This is a genomic window from Micromonospora sp. CNB394 (genome assembly GCF_000374985.1).
GTDB classification, from domain to species: Bacteria; Actinomycetota; Actinomycetes; order Mycobacteriales; family Micromonosporaceae; genus Micromonospora; species Micromonospora marina.
The window spans coordinates 72,165-87,809 of sequence record NZ_KB895827.1; the positions used below are offsets into that span (position 1 = coordinate 72,165).

At 71.9% G+C, this 15,645-nt stretch carries 12 protein-coding genes; 3 read left to right on the forward strand and 9 right to left on the reverse strand.

The window, feature by feature from the left end; translation table 11 throughout:
- Positions 1-42 precede the first annotated feature (42 nt).
- The 5 genes from C569_RS0106100 to C569_RS0106120 form a co-directional block, all read right to left on the reverse strand.
- On the reverse strand, positions 43-987 hold the full coding sequence (locus C569_RS0106100) for an SDR family oxidoreductase (protein WP_018784908.1): 945 nt from the start codon (positions 985-987) through the stop codon (positions 43-45).
- Positions 984-2,168: a zinc-dependent alcohol dehydrogenase gene (locus C569_RS0106105; RefSeq protein ID WP_018784909.1), complete on the reverse strand. Its 1,185-nt coding sequence runs from the start codon at positions 2,166-2,168 to the stop codon at positions 984-986. Before C569_RS0106105 ends, C569_RS0106100 begins: the two co-directional genes overlap by 4 nt.
- Positions 2,169-2,332: 164 nt before the next feature.
- Positions 2,333-3,094, reverse strand: coding sequence for a succinate dehydrogenase/fumarate reductase iron-sulfur subunit (locus C569_RS0106110; RefSeq protein WP_018784910.1), 762 nt, complete (start codon positions 3,092-3,094; stop codon positions 2,333-2,335).
- Positions 3,091-5,025 (reverse strand): fumarate reductase/succinate dehydrogenase flavoprotein subunit, encoded by a 1,935-nt coding sequence (locus C569_RS0106115; RefSeq protein WP_018784911.1) that lies wholly within the window; start codon positions 5,023-5,025, stop codon positions 3,091-3,093. Before C569_RS0106115 ends, C569_RS0106110 begins: the two co-directional genes overlap by 4 nt.
- Position 5,026: 1 nt before the next feature.
- Positions 5,027-5,758 (reverse strand): succinate dehydrogenase cytochrome b subunit, encoded by a 732-nt coding sequence (locus tag C569_RS0106120; RefSeq protein WP_196806683.1) that lies wholly within the window; start codon positions 5,756-5,758, stop codon positions 5,027-5,029.
- A 35-nt stretch (positions 5,759-5,793) separates the two neighbouring features.
- On the opposite strand from C569_RS0106120, the gene C569_RS0106125 reads away from it, so the two are divergent.
- Positions 5,794-6,723: a LysR family transcriptional regulator gene (locus tag C569_RS0106125; RefSeq protein ID WP_018784913.1), complete on the forward strand. Its 930-nt coding sequence runs from the start codon at positions 5,794-5,796 to the stop codon at positions 6,721-6,723.
- A gap of 98 nt (positions 6,724-6,821) precedes the next feature.
- On the opposite strand, the gene hrpA is transcribed toward C569_RS0106125, so the two are convergent.
- Entirely contained in the window at positions 6,822-10,817 is a 3,996-nt protein-coding gene (gene hrpA / locus C569_RS0106130; RefSeq protein ID WP_018784914.1) for an ATP-dependent RNA helicase HrpA, read from the reverse strand.
- Positions 10,818-10,957: 140 nt separating this feature from the next.
- On the opposite strand from hrpA, the gene C569_RS0106135 reads away from it, so the two are divergent.
- On the forward strand, positions 10,958-11,431 hold the full coding sequence (locus C569_RS0106135) for a cytidine deaminase (RefSeq protein WP_018784915.1): 474 nt from the start codon (positions 10,958-10,960) through the stop codon (positions 11,429-11,431).
- Positions 11,432-11,437: 6 nt separating this feature from the next.
- Here C569_RS0106135 and C569_RS0106140 read toward each other — a convergent pair whose 3' ends face one another.
- Positions 11,438-11,797, reverse strand: coding sequence for a YciI family protein (locus C569_RS0106140; protein WP_018784916.1), 360 nt, complete (start codon positions 11,795-11,797; stop codon positions 11,438-11,440).
- A gap of 183 nt (positions 11,798-11,980) precedes the next feature.
- Complete coding sequence (locus tag C569_RS0106145) at positions 11,981-12,628, reverse strand: hypothetical protein (protein WP_026267767.1); 648 nt, start codon at positions 12,626-12,628, stop codon at positions 11,981-11,983.
- A 127-nt stretch (positions 12,629-12,755) separates the two neighbouring features.
- Here C569_RS0106145 and C569_RS0106150 point away from each other — a divergent pair, with 127 nt between their 5' ends.
- Positions 12,756-13,052, forward strand: coding sequence for an LPXTG cell wall anchor domain-containing protein (locus C569_RS0106150; protein ID WP_026267768.1), 297 nt, complete (start codon positions 12,756-12,758; stop codon positions 13,050-13,052).
- Positions 13,053-13,119: 67 nt separating this feature from the next.
- Here C569_RS0106150 and C569_RS0106155 read toward each other — a convergent pair whose 3' ends face one another.
- Complete coding sequence (locus C569_RS0106155; RefSeq protein ID WP_018784918.1) at positions 13,120-15,624, reverse strand: RNA helicase; 2,505 nt, start codon at positions 15,622-15,624, stop codon at positions 13,120-13,122.
- Positions 15,625-15,645: the final 21 nt, after the last annotated feature.

Here is a 15,645-nt window from a genome sequence, read left to right on the forward strand (position 1 = left end):
CGTACACGGTAACCACCCGGTTCCGGCCCGCCCGCGCGACGGTCAGGGCAGCCGGCGGCGTACCGCCGACGCCACGGTGGCGGCCCGCCCGCCGACCGCGCGTACCACCCGGGCCGGGTCCGGCAGCCATCCGCCCCGGACCGCCTCGCCGGCGGAGTTCGGCGTGAACACGACGCCCTCGTGCGGGGCGACCGGCGTCCGGGTCAGCCCGGCCAGGCGCATCAGCGGCCCGACCAGCACGTCGTACACGCCGGGCAGGACGGTGAAGCCGAAGCGCATGACCACGTTGAGCCGTCCCACCGACACCTCCCGGCGGGGCCGGTCGAGGCAGTGCGCGATGGCCCGGGCCACCCGTTCGGGCGACGCGATCGGGGGCGGCGGGCGGCCGATCCGCCCCAGGTAGTTGGCCGCCTGCCGGTAGACGGGTGTGTCGACGCTACCCGGGTTGACCAGGCAGATCGCGACGCCGGGCGTCTCCCGCGCCTCCTGCTGGAGCGTGCGGGCCAGCCCCTGCAGGCCCCACTTGGCGGCGACGTAGCCGCTCATGTAGGGCGCGGTGATGTGCCCGAGCACCGAGCCGGTGAGCACGAGCGTGCCGCCGCCGGCGTCCCGGAACCGGCGCAGCGCCTCCCGCGCCACCGTGGCGGCGGCCAGCAGGTCGGTGCGGACCACCTGCTCGAACACCTCGGCCGGGGTCTCGTCGAAGCGGCCGTAGGACATGACCGCGGCGGTGTGCACCCAGGCGTCCACGCCGCCGAACTCGGTCCGCGCCGCGTCCGCGAGCGCGGCCACCGCGCCGGGCTCGGTCACGTCCATCGGTACGGCGATCGCCCGCGCGCCCGCCGCCCGGCACTCGTCGCGCACCTCGTCGAGTGTGGCGGGGGAGCGGGCCGCGAGGACCAGCCGGTCCCCGCGGCCGGCCAGCTCCCGCGCGGTCGCCCGGCCGATCCCGCTGGTCGCGCCGGTGACGACCACTGTCCGGGTCACGGCGCGAGCACGACCTTGACGCAGCCGTCCTCCTTCTTCTGGAACATCTCGTACGCGCCCGGCGCGTCGGTCAGCGGCAGCCGGTGGGTCCGCAGGTCCTCCACGCCCAGCGGGTCGTCGTCGCGCTCCAGCAGCGGGATGATCTCGTCAACCCAGCGCCGCACGTGGCACTGCCCCATGCGCAGCTGGATACCCCTGTCGAACATCTCCATCAGCGGCATCGGGTCCTGCTCGCCGCCGTACACGCCGGAGATCGACACGGTGCCGCCGCGCCGCACGGCCTTGACCGCGGCGTGCAGCACCACCAGCCGGTCCACGCCGGCCTTGTCGGTCATCGCCTGGGCCAGCTTGTCCGGCAGCAGCCCGGCGGCGGTCTGCGCCACCTTGCCCAGCGGCGCGCCGTGCGCCTCCATGCCGACCGCGTCGATCACCGCGTCCGGGCCGCGCCCGTCGACCAGGTCGATGAGCGCGCCGGGCACGTCGTCGAGCTGGCTGACGTCGAGCACCTCGATGCCGTGGCGCCGGGCCATCTCCAGCCGCTCGGGCACCAGGTCCAGCCCGATCACCCGGCCGGCGCCCAGGTGCCGGCCGATCCGGGCGCTGAACTGCCCGACCGGGCCGAGCCCGAACACGGCGAGCGTGCCGCCGGGCGGGACGTCCGCGTACTTCACGGCCTGCCAGGCGGTGGGCAGGATGTCGGACAGGTAGAGCCAGCGCTCGTCCGGACCGCTGTCCGGGATCGTGATCGGGCCGAACTGGGCCTGCGGTACGCGCAGGTACTCGGCCTGGCCGCCGGGGACCGAGCCGTACAGCGAGGTGTAGCCGAACAGGGACGCGCCCTTGCCCTGGCTGGTCACCTGCGTGGTCTCGCACTGCGCGTAGAGTTGCCGCTCGCACATCCAGCACGAGCCGCAGGAGATGTTGAACGGGACGACCACCCGGTCGCCCTTCTTGAGCCGGGTCACGCCGGGCCCGACCTCCTCGACGATGCCCATCGGCTCGTGCCCGAGGATGTCGCCGGGCTTCAGGTACGGCCCGAGCACCTCGTACAGGTGCAGGTCGGAACCGCAGATCGCGGTCGAGGTGATCCGGACGATCGCGTCGGTCGGCTCCTCGATCCGGGGATCCGGGACGTCCTCGACCCGAACGTCCCGCTTGCCGTGCCAGGTCAGTGCCTTCATGCCTGTGTGTCCCCTCTCCGGTGCCGTCCATCGGACTGCTACCCGCGAGAGGCGGGTTGAATCGGCGGCGCGCCGACGCCGGCGGCCTGATACCCCTGGTCAACGGCGACCGCCGCGCCCCCGGGTGCGGGGCGCGGCGGTCGCGTGGGTTCGTCCGGCGGCGGTCAGGAGCCGGGCGTGCCCGAGCGCTTGGCCGTCGCCTTCAGGTAGTCCCGGTTGAGGCGGCCGATGGTGTTCAGCGGGATGCCCTTCGGGCAGGCCGAGGCGCACTCGCCGACGTTGGTGCAGCCGCCGAAGCCGGCCTCGTCGTGCGCGTCCACCATGCCGATCACCCGGGTGTAGCGCTCCGGCTGGCCCTGCGGCAGCAGCGAGAGCTGGGTGATCTTCGCGGCGGTGAACAGCATGCCGGAGCCGTTCGGGCAGGCCGCCACGCAGGCGCCGCAGCCGATGCAGGCCGCCGAGGAGAACGCCGCGTCCGCGTCGGCCTTCGGCACCGGCACCGAGTGCGCCTCCGGGGCGCTACCGGTCGGCGCGGTCACGTAGCCGCCGGCGGCGATGATCTGGTCGAACGCGTTGCGGTTGACCACGAGGTCCTTGACGACCGGGAACGCGCGGGCCCGCCACGGTTCGATGTCGATCGTGTCGCCGTCGGAGAACTGCCGCATGTGCAGCTGGCAGGCGGTGGTGCCGCGCTGCGGCCCGTGCGCCTCGCCGTTGATCATGAGGCTGCACGCGCCGCAGATGCCCTCGCGGCAGTCGTGGTCGAACGCGACCGGCTCCTCGCCGTCGAGGATGAGCCGCTCGTTGAGCACGTCGAGCATCTCCAGGAAGGACATGTCCGGGGACACGTCCTGCACCGGATAGGTCACCATCCGACCCTTGTCCTCGGGGCCGTGCTGGCGCCAGATGCGCAGGGTCAGGTTCACTTGTAGCTCCGCTGCGTGGGGTGGACGTATTCGAAGGTCAGGTCTTCCTTGTGCAGCACGGGCTCACCGGTGCCGGTGTACTCCCAGGCCGCCACGTAGGCGAACCGGTCGTCGTCGCGCTGCGCCTCGCCGTCCGGGGTCTGGTACTCGGCCCGGAAGTGCCCGCCGCACGACTCCTCGCGGTGCAGCGCGTCGATGCACATGAGCTCGGCCAGCTCGAAGAAGTCGGCCACCCGGCCGGCCTTCTCCAGCGACTGGTTGAGCCCCTCGCCGTCGCCCGGCACGCGCACCCGCTGCCAGAACTGCTCGCGCAGCGAGCGGATCTCGTCGATCGCCTTGCGCAGCCCGGCCTCGGAGCGCTCCATGCCGCAGTGCTCCCACATGATCTGGCCCAGCTCGCGGTGGAACGAGTCCACGGTGCGGTCGCCGTTGATCGCCAGCAGCCGCTTGATCCGCTCCTCGACGTCGGTCCGCGCCGCGACCGCCTCGGGGTGGCTGGCGTCGACCTGGTCCAGCGGGCCGGAGGCCAGGTAGTTGGCGAGCGTGTTCGGCAGCACGAAGTAGCCGTCGGCCAGGCCCTGCATCAGCGCCGAGGCGCCGAGCCGGTTCGCGCCGTGATCGGAGAAGTTGGCCTCACCGATCACGAACAGGCCGGGGATCGACGACTGGAGGTCGTAGTCGACCCAGAGGCCGCCCATCGTGTAGTGCACGGCGGGGTAGATCCGCATCGGCACCTCGTACGGGTCCTCGCCGGTGATCCGCTCGTACATCTCGAAGAGGTTGCCGTACTTGGCCTCGATGGCCTTGCGGCCGAGCCGGTTGATCGCGTCGGCGAAGTCCAGGTAGACGCCGAGGCCGGTCGGGCCGACGCCGCGTCCCTCGTCGCACACGTTCTTCGCGGCGCGGGAGGCGATGTCGCGGGGGACCAGGTTGCCGAAGGACGGGTAGATCCGCTCCAGGTAGTAGTCCCGCTCGTCCTCGGGGATGTCCCGCGGGCTGCGCTGGTCGCCCTTGGCCTTGGGCACCCACACCCGGCCGTCGTTGCGCAGCGACTCGCTCATCAGGGTCAGCTTCGACTGGTGGTCGCCGGAGACCGGGATGCAGGTCGGGTGGATCTGCGTGTAGCAGGGGTTCGCGAAGTACGCGCCCTTGCGGTGCGCCCGCCAGGAGGCGGTGACGTTGCAGCCCTTGGCGTTCGTGGAGAGGTAGAAGACGTTGCCGTAGCCGCCGGAGGCGAGCACGACCGCGTCGGCCATCTCGGTGCTGATCTCACCGGTGACCATGTCGCGGACCACGATGCCGCGCGCCCGGCCGTCGACGATCACCAGTTCGAGCATCTCGTGGCGGGCGTTCATCTCCACGTTGCCCAGGCCGATCTGCCGCTCCAGGGCCTGGTACGCGCCGAGCAGCAGCTGCTGGCCCGTCTGGCCCCGGGCGTAGAAGGTGCGCTGCACCTGGGCGCCGCCGAAGGAGCGGGTGTCCAGCAGGCCGCCGTACTCCCGGGCGAAGGGCACGCCCTGGGCCACGCACTGGTCGATGATGTTGACCGACACCTCGGCCAGGCGGTGCACGTTCGACTCGCGGGAGCGGAAGTCGCCGCCCTTGACCGTGTCGTAGAACAGGCGGTGCACCGAGTCGCCGTCGTTGCGGTAGTTCTTGGCGGCGTTGATGCCGCCCTGCGCGGCGATCGAGTGGGCCCGGCGCGGGCTGTCCTGGTAGCAGTAGGACCGCACCCGGTAGCCCTGCTCGGCCAGCGTGGCGGCGGCGGAGCCGCCGGCCAGTCCGGTGCCGACCACGATCACCGTCATCTTCCGGCGGTTGGCCGGGTTGACCAGCTTCATCTCGAAGCGGTGGCGGTCCCACCGCGTCTCGATCGGGCCGTCCGGGGCCCGGGTGTCGGCGATCGGGTCGCCGGAGGTGTAGAGATCCATGTCAGGCCACCAATCCGGTGATCACGGCGAACGGGACCAGCAGGTAGCCGCCGACGAGCGCGACGGCGAAGACGAGCGCGGCGATCCGGGCCCGGCGTTCGCCCTTGGGAGTCTGCTGGCCGAGGCTGCGGAACGCGCTGAAGGCGCCGTGGCGCAGGTGGAAGCCGAGGGTCACCAGCGCGAGGGTGTAGAAGAGCGTGACGTACCAGCGCTCCGGCGCGAAGTCGGCGACCACGTTGCCGTACGGGTTGGCCGGGTCGCCCTGCGGGTTCAGGTGACCCGTGGTCAGGTCGAGGATGTGGTAGATCACGAACAGCAGGATGATCACACCACCCCAGCGCATCGTGCGGGCCGCGTAGTTCACGTGGATCTTGCGGCGGTGCGCGTACGGCACCGGGCGGGCGGCCCGGGACCGCTTCGCCAGCACGACGGCCGCGCCGATGTGCGCGAGGACGGCCACGGTGAGCGCCGCGCGCTGGATCCACAGGAACCAGGTCGTGGGCAGCAGCGGCGTGCCGATGTCCCGCAGCCAGTGCGCGTAGTGGTCGAACGACGTCTCGCCCGTGAAGATCTTCAGGTTGCCGAGCATGTGCGCGATCAGGAACAGCACGAGGATGATGCCCGTCACCGCCATGACGGCCTTGAGACCGACGTTCGAGCGGATGGGCGATCGAGTTTTCGTGATTACCACAGGCTCGACGCTAGGAGCACTTCGATCAGGCGTCCAATGCATCGAAATCGCAGCGTTGATAGCCGTAGGCTATGTAGATGCAGCTCCATCAGCTTCGGTACTTCGCAGCGGTCGCCGAAGTACGACATTTCACCCAGGCAGCCGATCTTGTCGGCATCACCCAGCCCTCGCTGAGTAAGCAAATTCACGCTCTGGAGACCGACCTGGGGGCACCGCTGTTCGAGCGGGTAAGGGGCAACATCACACTCACCGCGGCCGGTGAGGTGCTGCTGCCGCTGGCCAAGCGGATCCTCGCCGACGTGGAGACGGCCACCCGTGAGGTGCAGGAGCTGGTGGGGCTGCGCCGGGGCCGGGTCCGGCTCGGCGCCACGCCCAGCCTGGCCACCTCGCTGGCCCCGCCGGTGCTGCGCCGGTTCCGCGACGCGTACCCCACGGTCGACCTGCGCGTGGAGGAGGGCGGCTCGCAGGACCTCGTCCGGGACCTGCTCCGCGGCGACCTCGACCTCGCCCTGATCATCATGCCGGCGGCCGGCGCCGACCCGGGGCTGCGCGCCGACCCGATCCTGCGCGAGAGCCTGGTGGTCGCCTCGGTCGACCCGCTGCCGGGCACCTCGCCCGCCGGGGAGCTGCGCATCACCGACCTGCGCGACCAGCCGCTGGTCATGTTCCGCGAGGGTTACGACCTGCGCGACGCCACGCTCCAGGCATGCCGGGCGGCCGGGTTCGAGCCGACCCTGTCCGTGGACGGCGGGGAGATGGACGCGGTGCTCAGCTTCGTCGAGGCCGGGCTCGGCGTCGCGCTGGTGCCCGGCATCGTGGTGGCCCGCCGCGCCGGCATCCGGGTCACCCGGCTCGTCCCGCCCGGCGTCCGCCGGACCATCGCGGTGGCCCGCCGCCGCGACGTGGTGCCCACCCACGCCGGGCGCGAGCTGCGCCGCATCCTCCTGGAATACGTCCACGACGCCACCGCCACCGCCGAACTCCCCCCGGGCGTGGAGCCGTTGTAGCCCCGCCCCGCCGCCCCGTCGATCTTGCACATTCGGCCCCGGAGAAAGGTGCGAATGCCCTTGCGCGGGGGCGCAAAGTGCAAGATCGGCGCGTAGGGTCAGCGGGCCTCGGCGTCGTCCATGGCTCGGTAGATGCGCTGCTCCGAGACGGGGTAGGGGGTTCCCAGGGCCTGGGCGAAGACGTTCACCCGCAGCTCCTCGATCATCCAGCGGATCTGGCGGACCGCCGCCTCCTGGCGTCGCGGCGGCGGCAGCGCGGCCAGCATGTCCTGGTACTCCTTCTGCACCACGGCGATCCGATCCTGCTGCTGCTTGTCCCGCTGCGGGTTGCCGGGCAGCCGGTCCATCCGGCGCTCGATCGCGGTCAGGTAGCGCAGCACGTCGGGCAGGCGTGCGTACCCCGTCTCGGTGATGAAACCCCTGTGCACCAGGCCGGTGAGCTGGTTGCGGATGTCGGCCAGGGCGGCCACCACCGCGAGGTTCCGGGTGGCGCCGAGCCGCTGCTCCACCGCGTACGCGGACGCGAGCACCCGGCGTACCCGCTCCATCACCTCGACGACCGTGTCCACCAGATCGGCCCGCACCCGGTCGCGCAGCGCGGCGAAGCCCTCGGCGTCCCAGGCGGGACCGCCCGCGTCGCCGATCAGCTTGTCGATCGCCGCGCCGGCCGCGTCCTCGATCAGCTCCGGCACGCTGCCGTGCGGATTGCGGGACAGCGCCAGCTTCGCCTCGTTGCTCAGCCGCCCCTGCAGGAACTTCGCCGGTGACGGCAGCGTCAGCCGCAGCAGCCGCCGGGTGCCGGCCCAGTGCGCGGCCTCCTGCTCGGCGGCCGAGTCGAACACCTTCACCCCGACCGTCGCGCCCTCGTCCACCAGCGCCGGGTACGCGGTCACCGCGAATCCGGCGCGTACCTGCTCGATGGTGCGCGGCAGCGCGCCGATCGACCACCCGGTCAGCCCGGTACGGGCGACGTCCGGCGCGGCGGCGGCCACGACCTGGCGTACCTCCTGGCGCAGCTCGCGTTGCAGCGCCGGCAGGTCCTTGCCCTCGGCGACCGGCTTGTCGTCGTCGCCGAGCACCCGGAACGTGACCCGCAGGTGCGCCGGCAACCGGCCCAGGTCCCACGCGTCCGCCGGGACGGTCACGCCGGTCATCCGGCGCAGCTGCCGGGTCAGCGCCGCCAGCAGCGGCTCCTCACCCGGGGTGATCGCGGCGAGCGCGGCGCGGGCGTAGTCGGGCACCGGCACGAAGTTGCGCCGTACCGGCTTGGGCAGCGACCGGATCAGCGCGATCACCAGCTCCTCGCGCAGCCCCGGCACCTGCCAGTCGAAGCTCTCCGCCGGCACCTGGTTGAGCAGCGGCAGCGGGATGTCCACAGTGACGCCGTCGGTGGGCGCGGCCGGGTCGAACGTGTACGTCAGCGGCAGCGTCACGCCGTCGGCCCGCCACTCGTCCGGGTAGTCCTCCTCGTCCACAGCGCCCCGGCCGTCGTTGACGAGCAGCTCGCGGGTGAAGGTGAGCAGTTCGGGCCGCTCCCGGCGGGTCTTCTTCCACCACGTGTCGAAGTGCCGGCCGGAGACCACATCGGCGGGGATGCGCTGGTCGTAGAAGGCGAAGATGGTCTCGTCGTCGACCAGGATGTCGCGGCGCCGGGCCCGGTTCTCCAGCTCCTCGATCTCGGTCAGCAGCTTCTGGTTGCCCCGCCAGAACTGGTGGTGGGTCTGCCAGTCGCCCTCGACCAGGGCGTGCCTGATGAACAGCTCCCGGCTCAGACCTGCGTCGATCCGCCCGAAGTTCACCTTGCGTGAGGTGACGATCGGGATGCCGTACAGCGTGACCTTCTCGTAGGCCATCACCGCGGCCTGCTTCTTCTCCCAGTGCGGCTCGCTGTAGCTGCGCTTGACCAGGTGCTGTGCGAGGGGCTCGACCCATTCCGGCTCGACCCGTCCGGCGACCCGGCCCCACAGCCGGGACGTCTCCACCAGCTCGGCGGCCATCACCCAGCGCGGCGGCTTCCTGAACAGGGCTGACCCGGGGAAGATCGCGAACTTCGCGCCTCGCGCGCCGAGGTACTCGTGCTTCTGGGCGTCCTTCAGGCCGAGGTGCGACAGCAGGCCGGGCAGCAGCGACTGGTGCACCTTCGGGGTGTCGATCTCCTCGGGCAGGTCCGCGCCGGCGCCGCGCCGGCCCTCACCCTTGTCGGAGGTACGGAGCACCTGGCGCAACTGGCTGACGATGTCCTGCCACTCGCGTACCCGGAGGTAGTTGAGATATTCGGCCTTGCACATCCGGCGGAACGCGCTGGACGACAGTTCCCGCTGCCTCTCCCGCAGGTGACGCCACAGGTTCAGGTACGCGACGAAGTCGGACTCGGAGTCGGCGAACCGGGCGTGCGCCTGGTCGGCCTGGGCCTGCTTGTCGGCCGGGCGTTCGCGCGGATCCTGGATGGACAGCGCGGCGGCGATCACGACCACCTCGGTGGCGCAGCCGTTGCGCTCGCCTTCGAGCACCATCCGGGCCAGCCGGGGGTCGACCGGGAGCTGGGCCAGCCGCCGCCCCAGCGCGGTGAGCCGCTTCGCCGGGTCGGTCTCGGCCGGGTCGAGCGCGCCCAGCTCGTGCAGCAGGTTGACGCCGTCGGTGACGTTGCGCCGGTCCGGCGGGTCGATGAACGGGAACGCCGCCACGTCGCCGAGCCCGATCGAGGTCATCTGGAGGATGACCGAGGCCAGGTTGGTCCGCAGGATCTCCGGGTCGGTGAACTCGGGGCGGGAGTCGAAGTCCGACTCGTCGTAGAGGCGGATGCAGATGCCGTCCGAGGTACGCCCGCAGCGGCCCTTGCGCTGGTTGGCGCTGGCCTGGGAGACCGGTTCGATCGGCAGCCGCTGGACCTTGAGGCGGCTGGAGTAGCGGGAGATCCGGGCCGTGCCCGGGTCCACCACGTACTTGATGCCGGGCACCGTCAGCGAGGTCTCCGCGACGTTCGTGGCCAGCACCACCCGGCGGTTGCTGTGCGCGGCGAAGACCCGGTGCTGCTCGGCGGTGGACAGCCGGGCGTACAGCGGCAGGATCTCGGTGCCGAGCAGCGAGCGCTTGGACTGCACCAGCTTGCCCAGCGCGTCGGCGGTGTCCCGGATTTCCCGCTCGCCACTGAGGAACACCAGGATGTCGCCCGGCCCCTCGGCGGCCAGTTCCTCGACCGCGTCGCCGATGGCCTGGATCTGGTCCCGAACGTTCTCCTCGTCGGCCTCGTCCTCCTCGTCGGCCCCGGTGACCTCGACCAGCGGCCGGTAGCGGACCTCCACCGGGTAGGTGCGCCCGGACACCTCGACCACTGGTGCCGGGTTGCCCTCGGCGTCGGCGAAGTGCTTCGCGAACCGGTCGGTCTCGATGGTCGCGGAGGTGATGACCACCTTGAGGTCGGGCCGGCGGGGCAGGAGCTGCCTGAGATAGCCGAGGATGAAGTCGATGTTCAGGCTGCGCTCGTGCGCCTCGTCGATGATCAGCGTGTCGTACTGCCGCAGCATCCGGTCGGTCTGCAGCTCGGCCAGCAGGATGCCGTCGGTCATCAGCTTGACCAGGCTGTTGTCGCCCACCTGGTCGGTGAAGCGCACCTTGTAGCCGACCACGTCGCCCAGTTCCGTGCCGAGTTCGTCGGCGATCCGGTCGGCGACCGTACGGGCGGCGAGCCGGCGGGGCTGGGTGTGGCCGATCAGGCCGGTGACGCCGCGCCCCAGCTCCAGGCAGATCTTGGGGAGCTGGGTGGTCTTGCCGGAGCCGGTCTCGCCGGCCACGATCACCACCTGGTGGTCGCGGATCGCGGCGGCGATGTCGTCCTTACGTTCGCTGACCGGCAGCTGCGGCGGATAGGTGAGCGCCGGCACGGCCGCGTGGCGTGCCGCCAGCCGCGCCTCGGCCCGGGTCACCTCGGCCCCGATCTCGGCCAGCGCGGCCTCCCGCCGCTGCGGGTCGCGCAGCCGCCGCACGCCGTCGAGCCGCCGCTGGAGCCGCCGCTGGTCGCGGAACATCAGGGGGGCGAGGCGGCGGTGCAGGTCGCGGGCGGTCTCGGGGGCGGCGGGTACGGCTGGATTCTGCATGTCGTCGCCAAGGATAGGCAGCCGCGCGGCGGACCGCCCCCGGGTTACCGGCGTCGGGCGTGCCCTCCCTGTCCGGGCCGTCCCCGCCGGATAGGGTTGCCGCCGACGAGGCCGACGGACGAGGCCGACGAGGGGCGGGGATGATCATGCGGGACACCGACCGGGCGCTCGTGCAGGCCGCCACCGCCGTCGCGAAGCTGCGCTGCCGCAGCGACAACCACACCGTCGCCGCCGCCGTACGCAGCACCGACGGCCGGGTGTTCAGCGGGGTGAACGTCTACCACTTCACCGGCGGCCCGTGCGCCGAGGTGGTGGCTCTCGGCGCCGCCGCGACCCAGGGCGCCGGTGAGCTGGAGACGATCGTCGCGGTGGGGGACCGGGGCCGGGGCGTCCTGCCGCCGTGCGGGCGCTGCCGTCAGGTGCTGCTCGACTACTTCCCGTCGATCAAGGTGATCGTCGGCCCGCCCGACGGGCTGCGCGCGATCCCGGTCGCCGACCTGCTGCCCGAGACGTACGTCTGGTCCGACCAGCAGGTCGAGGTGCCGGTGGCCGCCCGCGCCGGCGTGTGGCCGACGCCGGTCGTGCCCGGCAGCAGGCAGGCCCCGGAGGACTGAGCCGCCTCAGTCGCCGGACGCCGCCTCCAGCATCGAGCGGGGGACCGGCACCTGCTCGAAGCGGACCTGGCCCTCCGGCACCATCCAGCTGCTCACCTGCGCGACCAGCCGTCCCGCCCGGACCGCGGGGTCGTTCGCGTACAGCTCACGGGCCATCTGCGGGTCCACCGACAGCACCACGAAACCGCGGACCCGCCCGTCGTCGCCGTCCAGGAACGGCCCTGCCGCGAGCACCGCGCCCTGTTCCACCAGCCCGGCCTGGTGCGCCAGGTGGGCGTCCTGGATCCGGTCGAGTGCGTCCTGCGGCAGGTCCGGCGCGTCGTCCGGGCGGACCAGGAGCACCACCGTGTGCCTGTCGAATCGCATGTCCTCAGGCTAGGCGCTGCCAGGCATCGACACCGGCGGGTTAGGTACGGCCCTCGTGACGCTCCGGCTCGGGTCACGCTCCGGCCCGCTCCCCCGGGACGGCGAACGGCCGCCCCGGGGGAGCGGGACGGCCGTCGGCCGGGCGGCGGCCCGGTTCGCCGGATGGCAGGTCGCGGCGGTCGGTCAGGCGGCGGTGGACCAGATGGCCCGGAACGCCGCTGCCTCACCGGCCAGCCACTGCTCGATCTGCTCGGGCTTGACGTCGGCGGGCATCCGGTGCGCCTCGCCTCGCCGCACGTCGACCAGTACCGGCTCGGCATGCGGCAGCACCGCGTCCATGTGCCGGGCCATCAGGTGCAGCGTGGCGAGCGTCGCCTCCTCGCTCGGCGGCGCCTCGTCGAAGTGCAGCCGGATCGCCTCGGCCCGGCCGTCGGCGTACCGGACGCCGAACTGCGGGTTGATCTTCACGGGCAGGTCGCCCAGCATGGCCAGCGCGTCGCGGGTCTGGGCCAGGTCGACGCCGGCCGGCTCGCCGAGCGACTGCAGCCAGCGGGTCGCGCCCGGCACGAGCGCCTCGTGGAGCGGACGCCAGCGCGGCTTGACCAGATCGGCGACCTGCGCGAGGTGGGTGCCGCCGGTGTGGAAGGCGACGTCGGCCTTGAGGGCCTTGACGAACTGGCCGTGCGGGTTGAAGCCGTGCCGGCTGGCCCGCTGCCGGCGCAGCCCGCCGACGAAGGTGGCCTTGGTGGGACCGGTGCGGTCGACGTACCGGGTGAATCCGAGGAGGGTGGCGTAGGGGGTGACAGGGGTCGCGGAGGTGGGCGCAGTCACGAGCATCCTCCCAGTTCAGAAGCTCGATTAGTACACACATTCTAATCGACGGGTCTGACATCGCCCAGGGTGCGAAAGGGGTATAGCCGGCCCGTTCGCCGCCGGCCTGCCGACCCGACGGGACACCTTGAAGATCAAGTCGACGCCGGGTACCGACGGCACGATCGTGGTCGACGGCGCCACGTCCTCGACCGAGTCGAAGCCGGAGAACAACACCGCGCGCATCGTCGTCGCCGTCGGCAACGGCGGCCCGGGCACCGGTGACTCCGGAGACGGCACCGGCGGCACCGGCGGCGGCCTGCCGATCACCGGCGCGCCAGCGGCCACGCTCGCCGGGGTCGGCACCGTCGTGCTCGCGGCCGGCGCGGTCCTGTTCGTCCTGTTCCGCCGTCGTCGCGTGGCGTTCCAGGCACCGCGCGACTGATCCGGCACTGTCGCGGGGGCGGAACCGGACCGGTTCCGCCCCCGCGGCGTACGTCAGCCGGGCACCACTACAACTGGCCGACGTCGGTGATCCGGACCACCGCCGCGCCGGTCTCGTCCGAGGCGGCCAGGTCGACCTCGGCGCTGATGCCCCAGTCGTGGTCGCCGTCCGGGTCGTCCAGGATCTGCCGGACGGTCCACCTGTCGCGGCCCTGCTCGATCATCAGCAGCGCCGGCCCGCGTGCGTCCGGCCCCACGCCGATCGCGTCGTACGACTCGAAGTACGGCTCCAGCGCGTCGGCCCAGGCGTCGGCGTTCCAGCCGTCGCCCGCGTCCAGCTCGCCGAGCAGGTCCCAGCGGCGCAGCGCGGCCAGCTCGACGCGGCGGAACATCGCGTTGCGCACCAGCACCCGGAACGCCCGCGCGTTGCGGGTCACCGCCGGCGGCCGGTCGTCCAGCGAGGCGGCCAACTCGGCCACGTCCGACGGGTTGCGCAGCCGCTCCCACTCGTCGATCAGGCTGGAGTCGACCTGGCGGACCAGTTCGCCCAGCCACTCGATGAGGTCGACCAGTTCCTCGGTCTTGGCGTCCTCGGGGACGGTCTGCCGCAGCGTCTTGTACGCGTCGGCGAGGTACCGCAGCACCAGTCCCTCGGACCGGGACAGCCCGTAGAACTGGACGTACTCGGGGAACGTCATGGCCCGCTCGTACATGTCGCGGACCACTGACTTGGGGGAGAGCTGATGGTCGGCGACCCACGGGTGGCCCTGCCGGTACATCTCGTACGCGGACTCCAGCAGCTCGGCCAGCGGCTTGGGCCAGGTCACCTCGTCGAGCAGTTCGAGGCGCGCCTCGTACTCGATGCCCTCGGCCTTCATCGCGGCGACCGCCTCGCCGCGGGCCTTGAACTGCTGCGCGGACAGCACCTGACGCGGGTCGTCCAGGATCGACTCGATCACGCTGAGCACGTCGAGCGCGTACGAGGGCGACTCGCGGTCGAGCAGTTCGACGGTGGCCAGCGCCAGCGGTGACAGCGGCTGGTTCAGCGCGAAGTCGAGCTGGAGGTCGACGGTGAGGCGTACCCGGCGGCCGGTCTCGTCCGGTTCGGGCAGTTCCTCGACCACGCCGCCGGCGCGCAGCGCCCGGTAGATCGCGATGGCCCGGCGGATGTGCCGGCGCTGGGCGGCCGGATCCTCGTGGTTGTCGGTGAGCAGGTGCCGCATCGAGGCGAACGCGTCGCCGGGGCGGCCGATCACGTTGAGCAGCATGGAGTGGCTGACCTGGAAGCTGGAGGTGAGCGGCTCCGGCTCGGCCTCGACCAGGCGCTGGAACGTCGGCTCGCCCCAGCCGATCGAGCCCTCCGGCGGCTTCTTCTTCACCACCTTGCGGCGCTTCTTCGGGTCGTCACCGGCCTTCGCGAGTGCCTTGGAGTTCTCGATCACGTGCTCGGGGGCCTGCACCACGACCCGGCCCAGCGTGTCGAACCCGGCCCGTCCGGCCCGTCCGGCGATCTGGTGGAACTCGCGGGCCTTCAGCAGGCGCGTCCGCTCCCCGTCGTACTTCGAGAGGCCGGTGAATAGCACCGTACGGATCGGCACGTTGATGCCGACGCCGAGCGTGTCCGTACCGCAGATGACCTTGAGCAGGCCGGCCTGGGCGAGCGTCTCGACGAGGCGGCGGTACTTCGGGAGCATGCCGGCGTGGTGTACGCCGATGCCGTGCCGGACCAGCCGGGACAGCGTCTTGCCGAAGCCCGAGGTGAACCGGAAGTTGCCGATCGCACTCGCGATCATGTCCTTCTCCGCGCGGGTGCAGACGTTCACGCTCATCAGCGCCTGCGCCCGTTCCAGCGCCGCGGCCTGGGTGAAGTGCACGACGTACACCGGGGCCTGCTTGGTCTCCAGCAGCTCCTCCAGGGTCTCGTGCAGCGGCGTGGTCGCGTACGAGAAGAGGAGCGGCACCGGCCGCTCGGCCGAGCGGACGACGGCGGTCGGCCGCCCGGTGCGCCGGGTCAGGTCGTCGACGAAGCGGGTGGTGTCGCCGAGCGTGGCGGACATCAGCACGAACTGGGACTGCGGCAGTTCGATCAGCGGGACCTGCCACGCCCAGCCCCGGTCCGGCTCGGCGTAGAAGTGGAACTCGTCCATGATCACCTGGCCGACGTCGGCGCGGCGGCCCTCGCGCAGCGCCAGGTTGGCCAGGATCTCCGCGGTGCAGCAGATGATTGGCGCGTCCGCGTTGACGCTGGCGTCGCCGGTGAGCATGCCGACGTTCTCCGCGCCGAAGACCTCGCAGAGCGCGAAGAACTTCTCCGAGACCAGCGCCTTGATCGGCGCGGTGTAGAAGGTCGTCCGGTCGTCGGCCAGCGCCGCGAAGTGCGCCGCGATCGCCACCAGGCTCTTGCCCGAGCCGGTCGGCGTATTCATGATCACGTTCGCGCCGGAGACGATCTCGATGACCGCCTCCTCCTGATGGGGATAGAGGTCGAGGCCGCGCTCGGACGCCCAGGAGGCGAACGCGTCGTAGAGGGTGTCGGGATCGGCGGTCTTCGGCAGCGCGGCGGTGAGAGTCATGGCGGCTCCCATCGTGCCTGG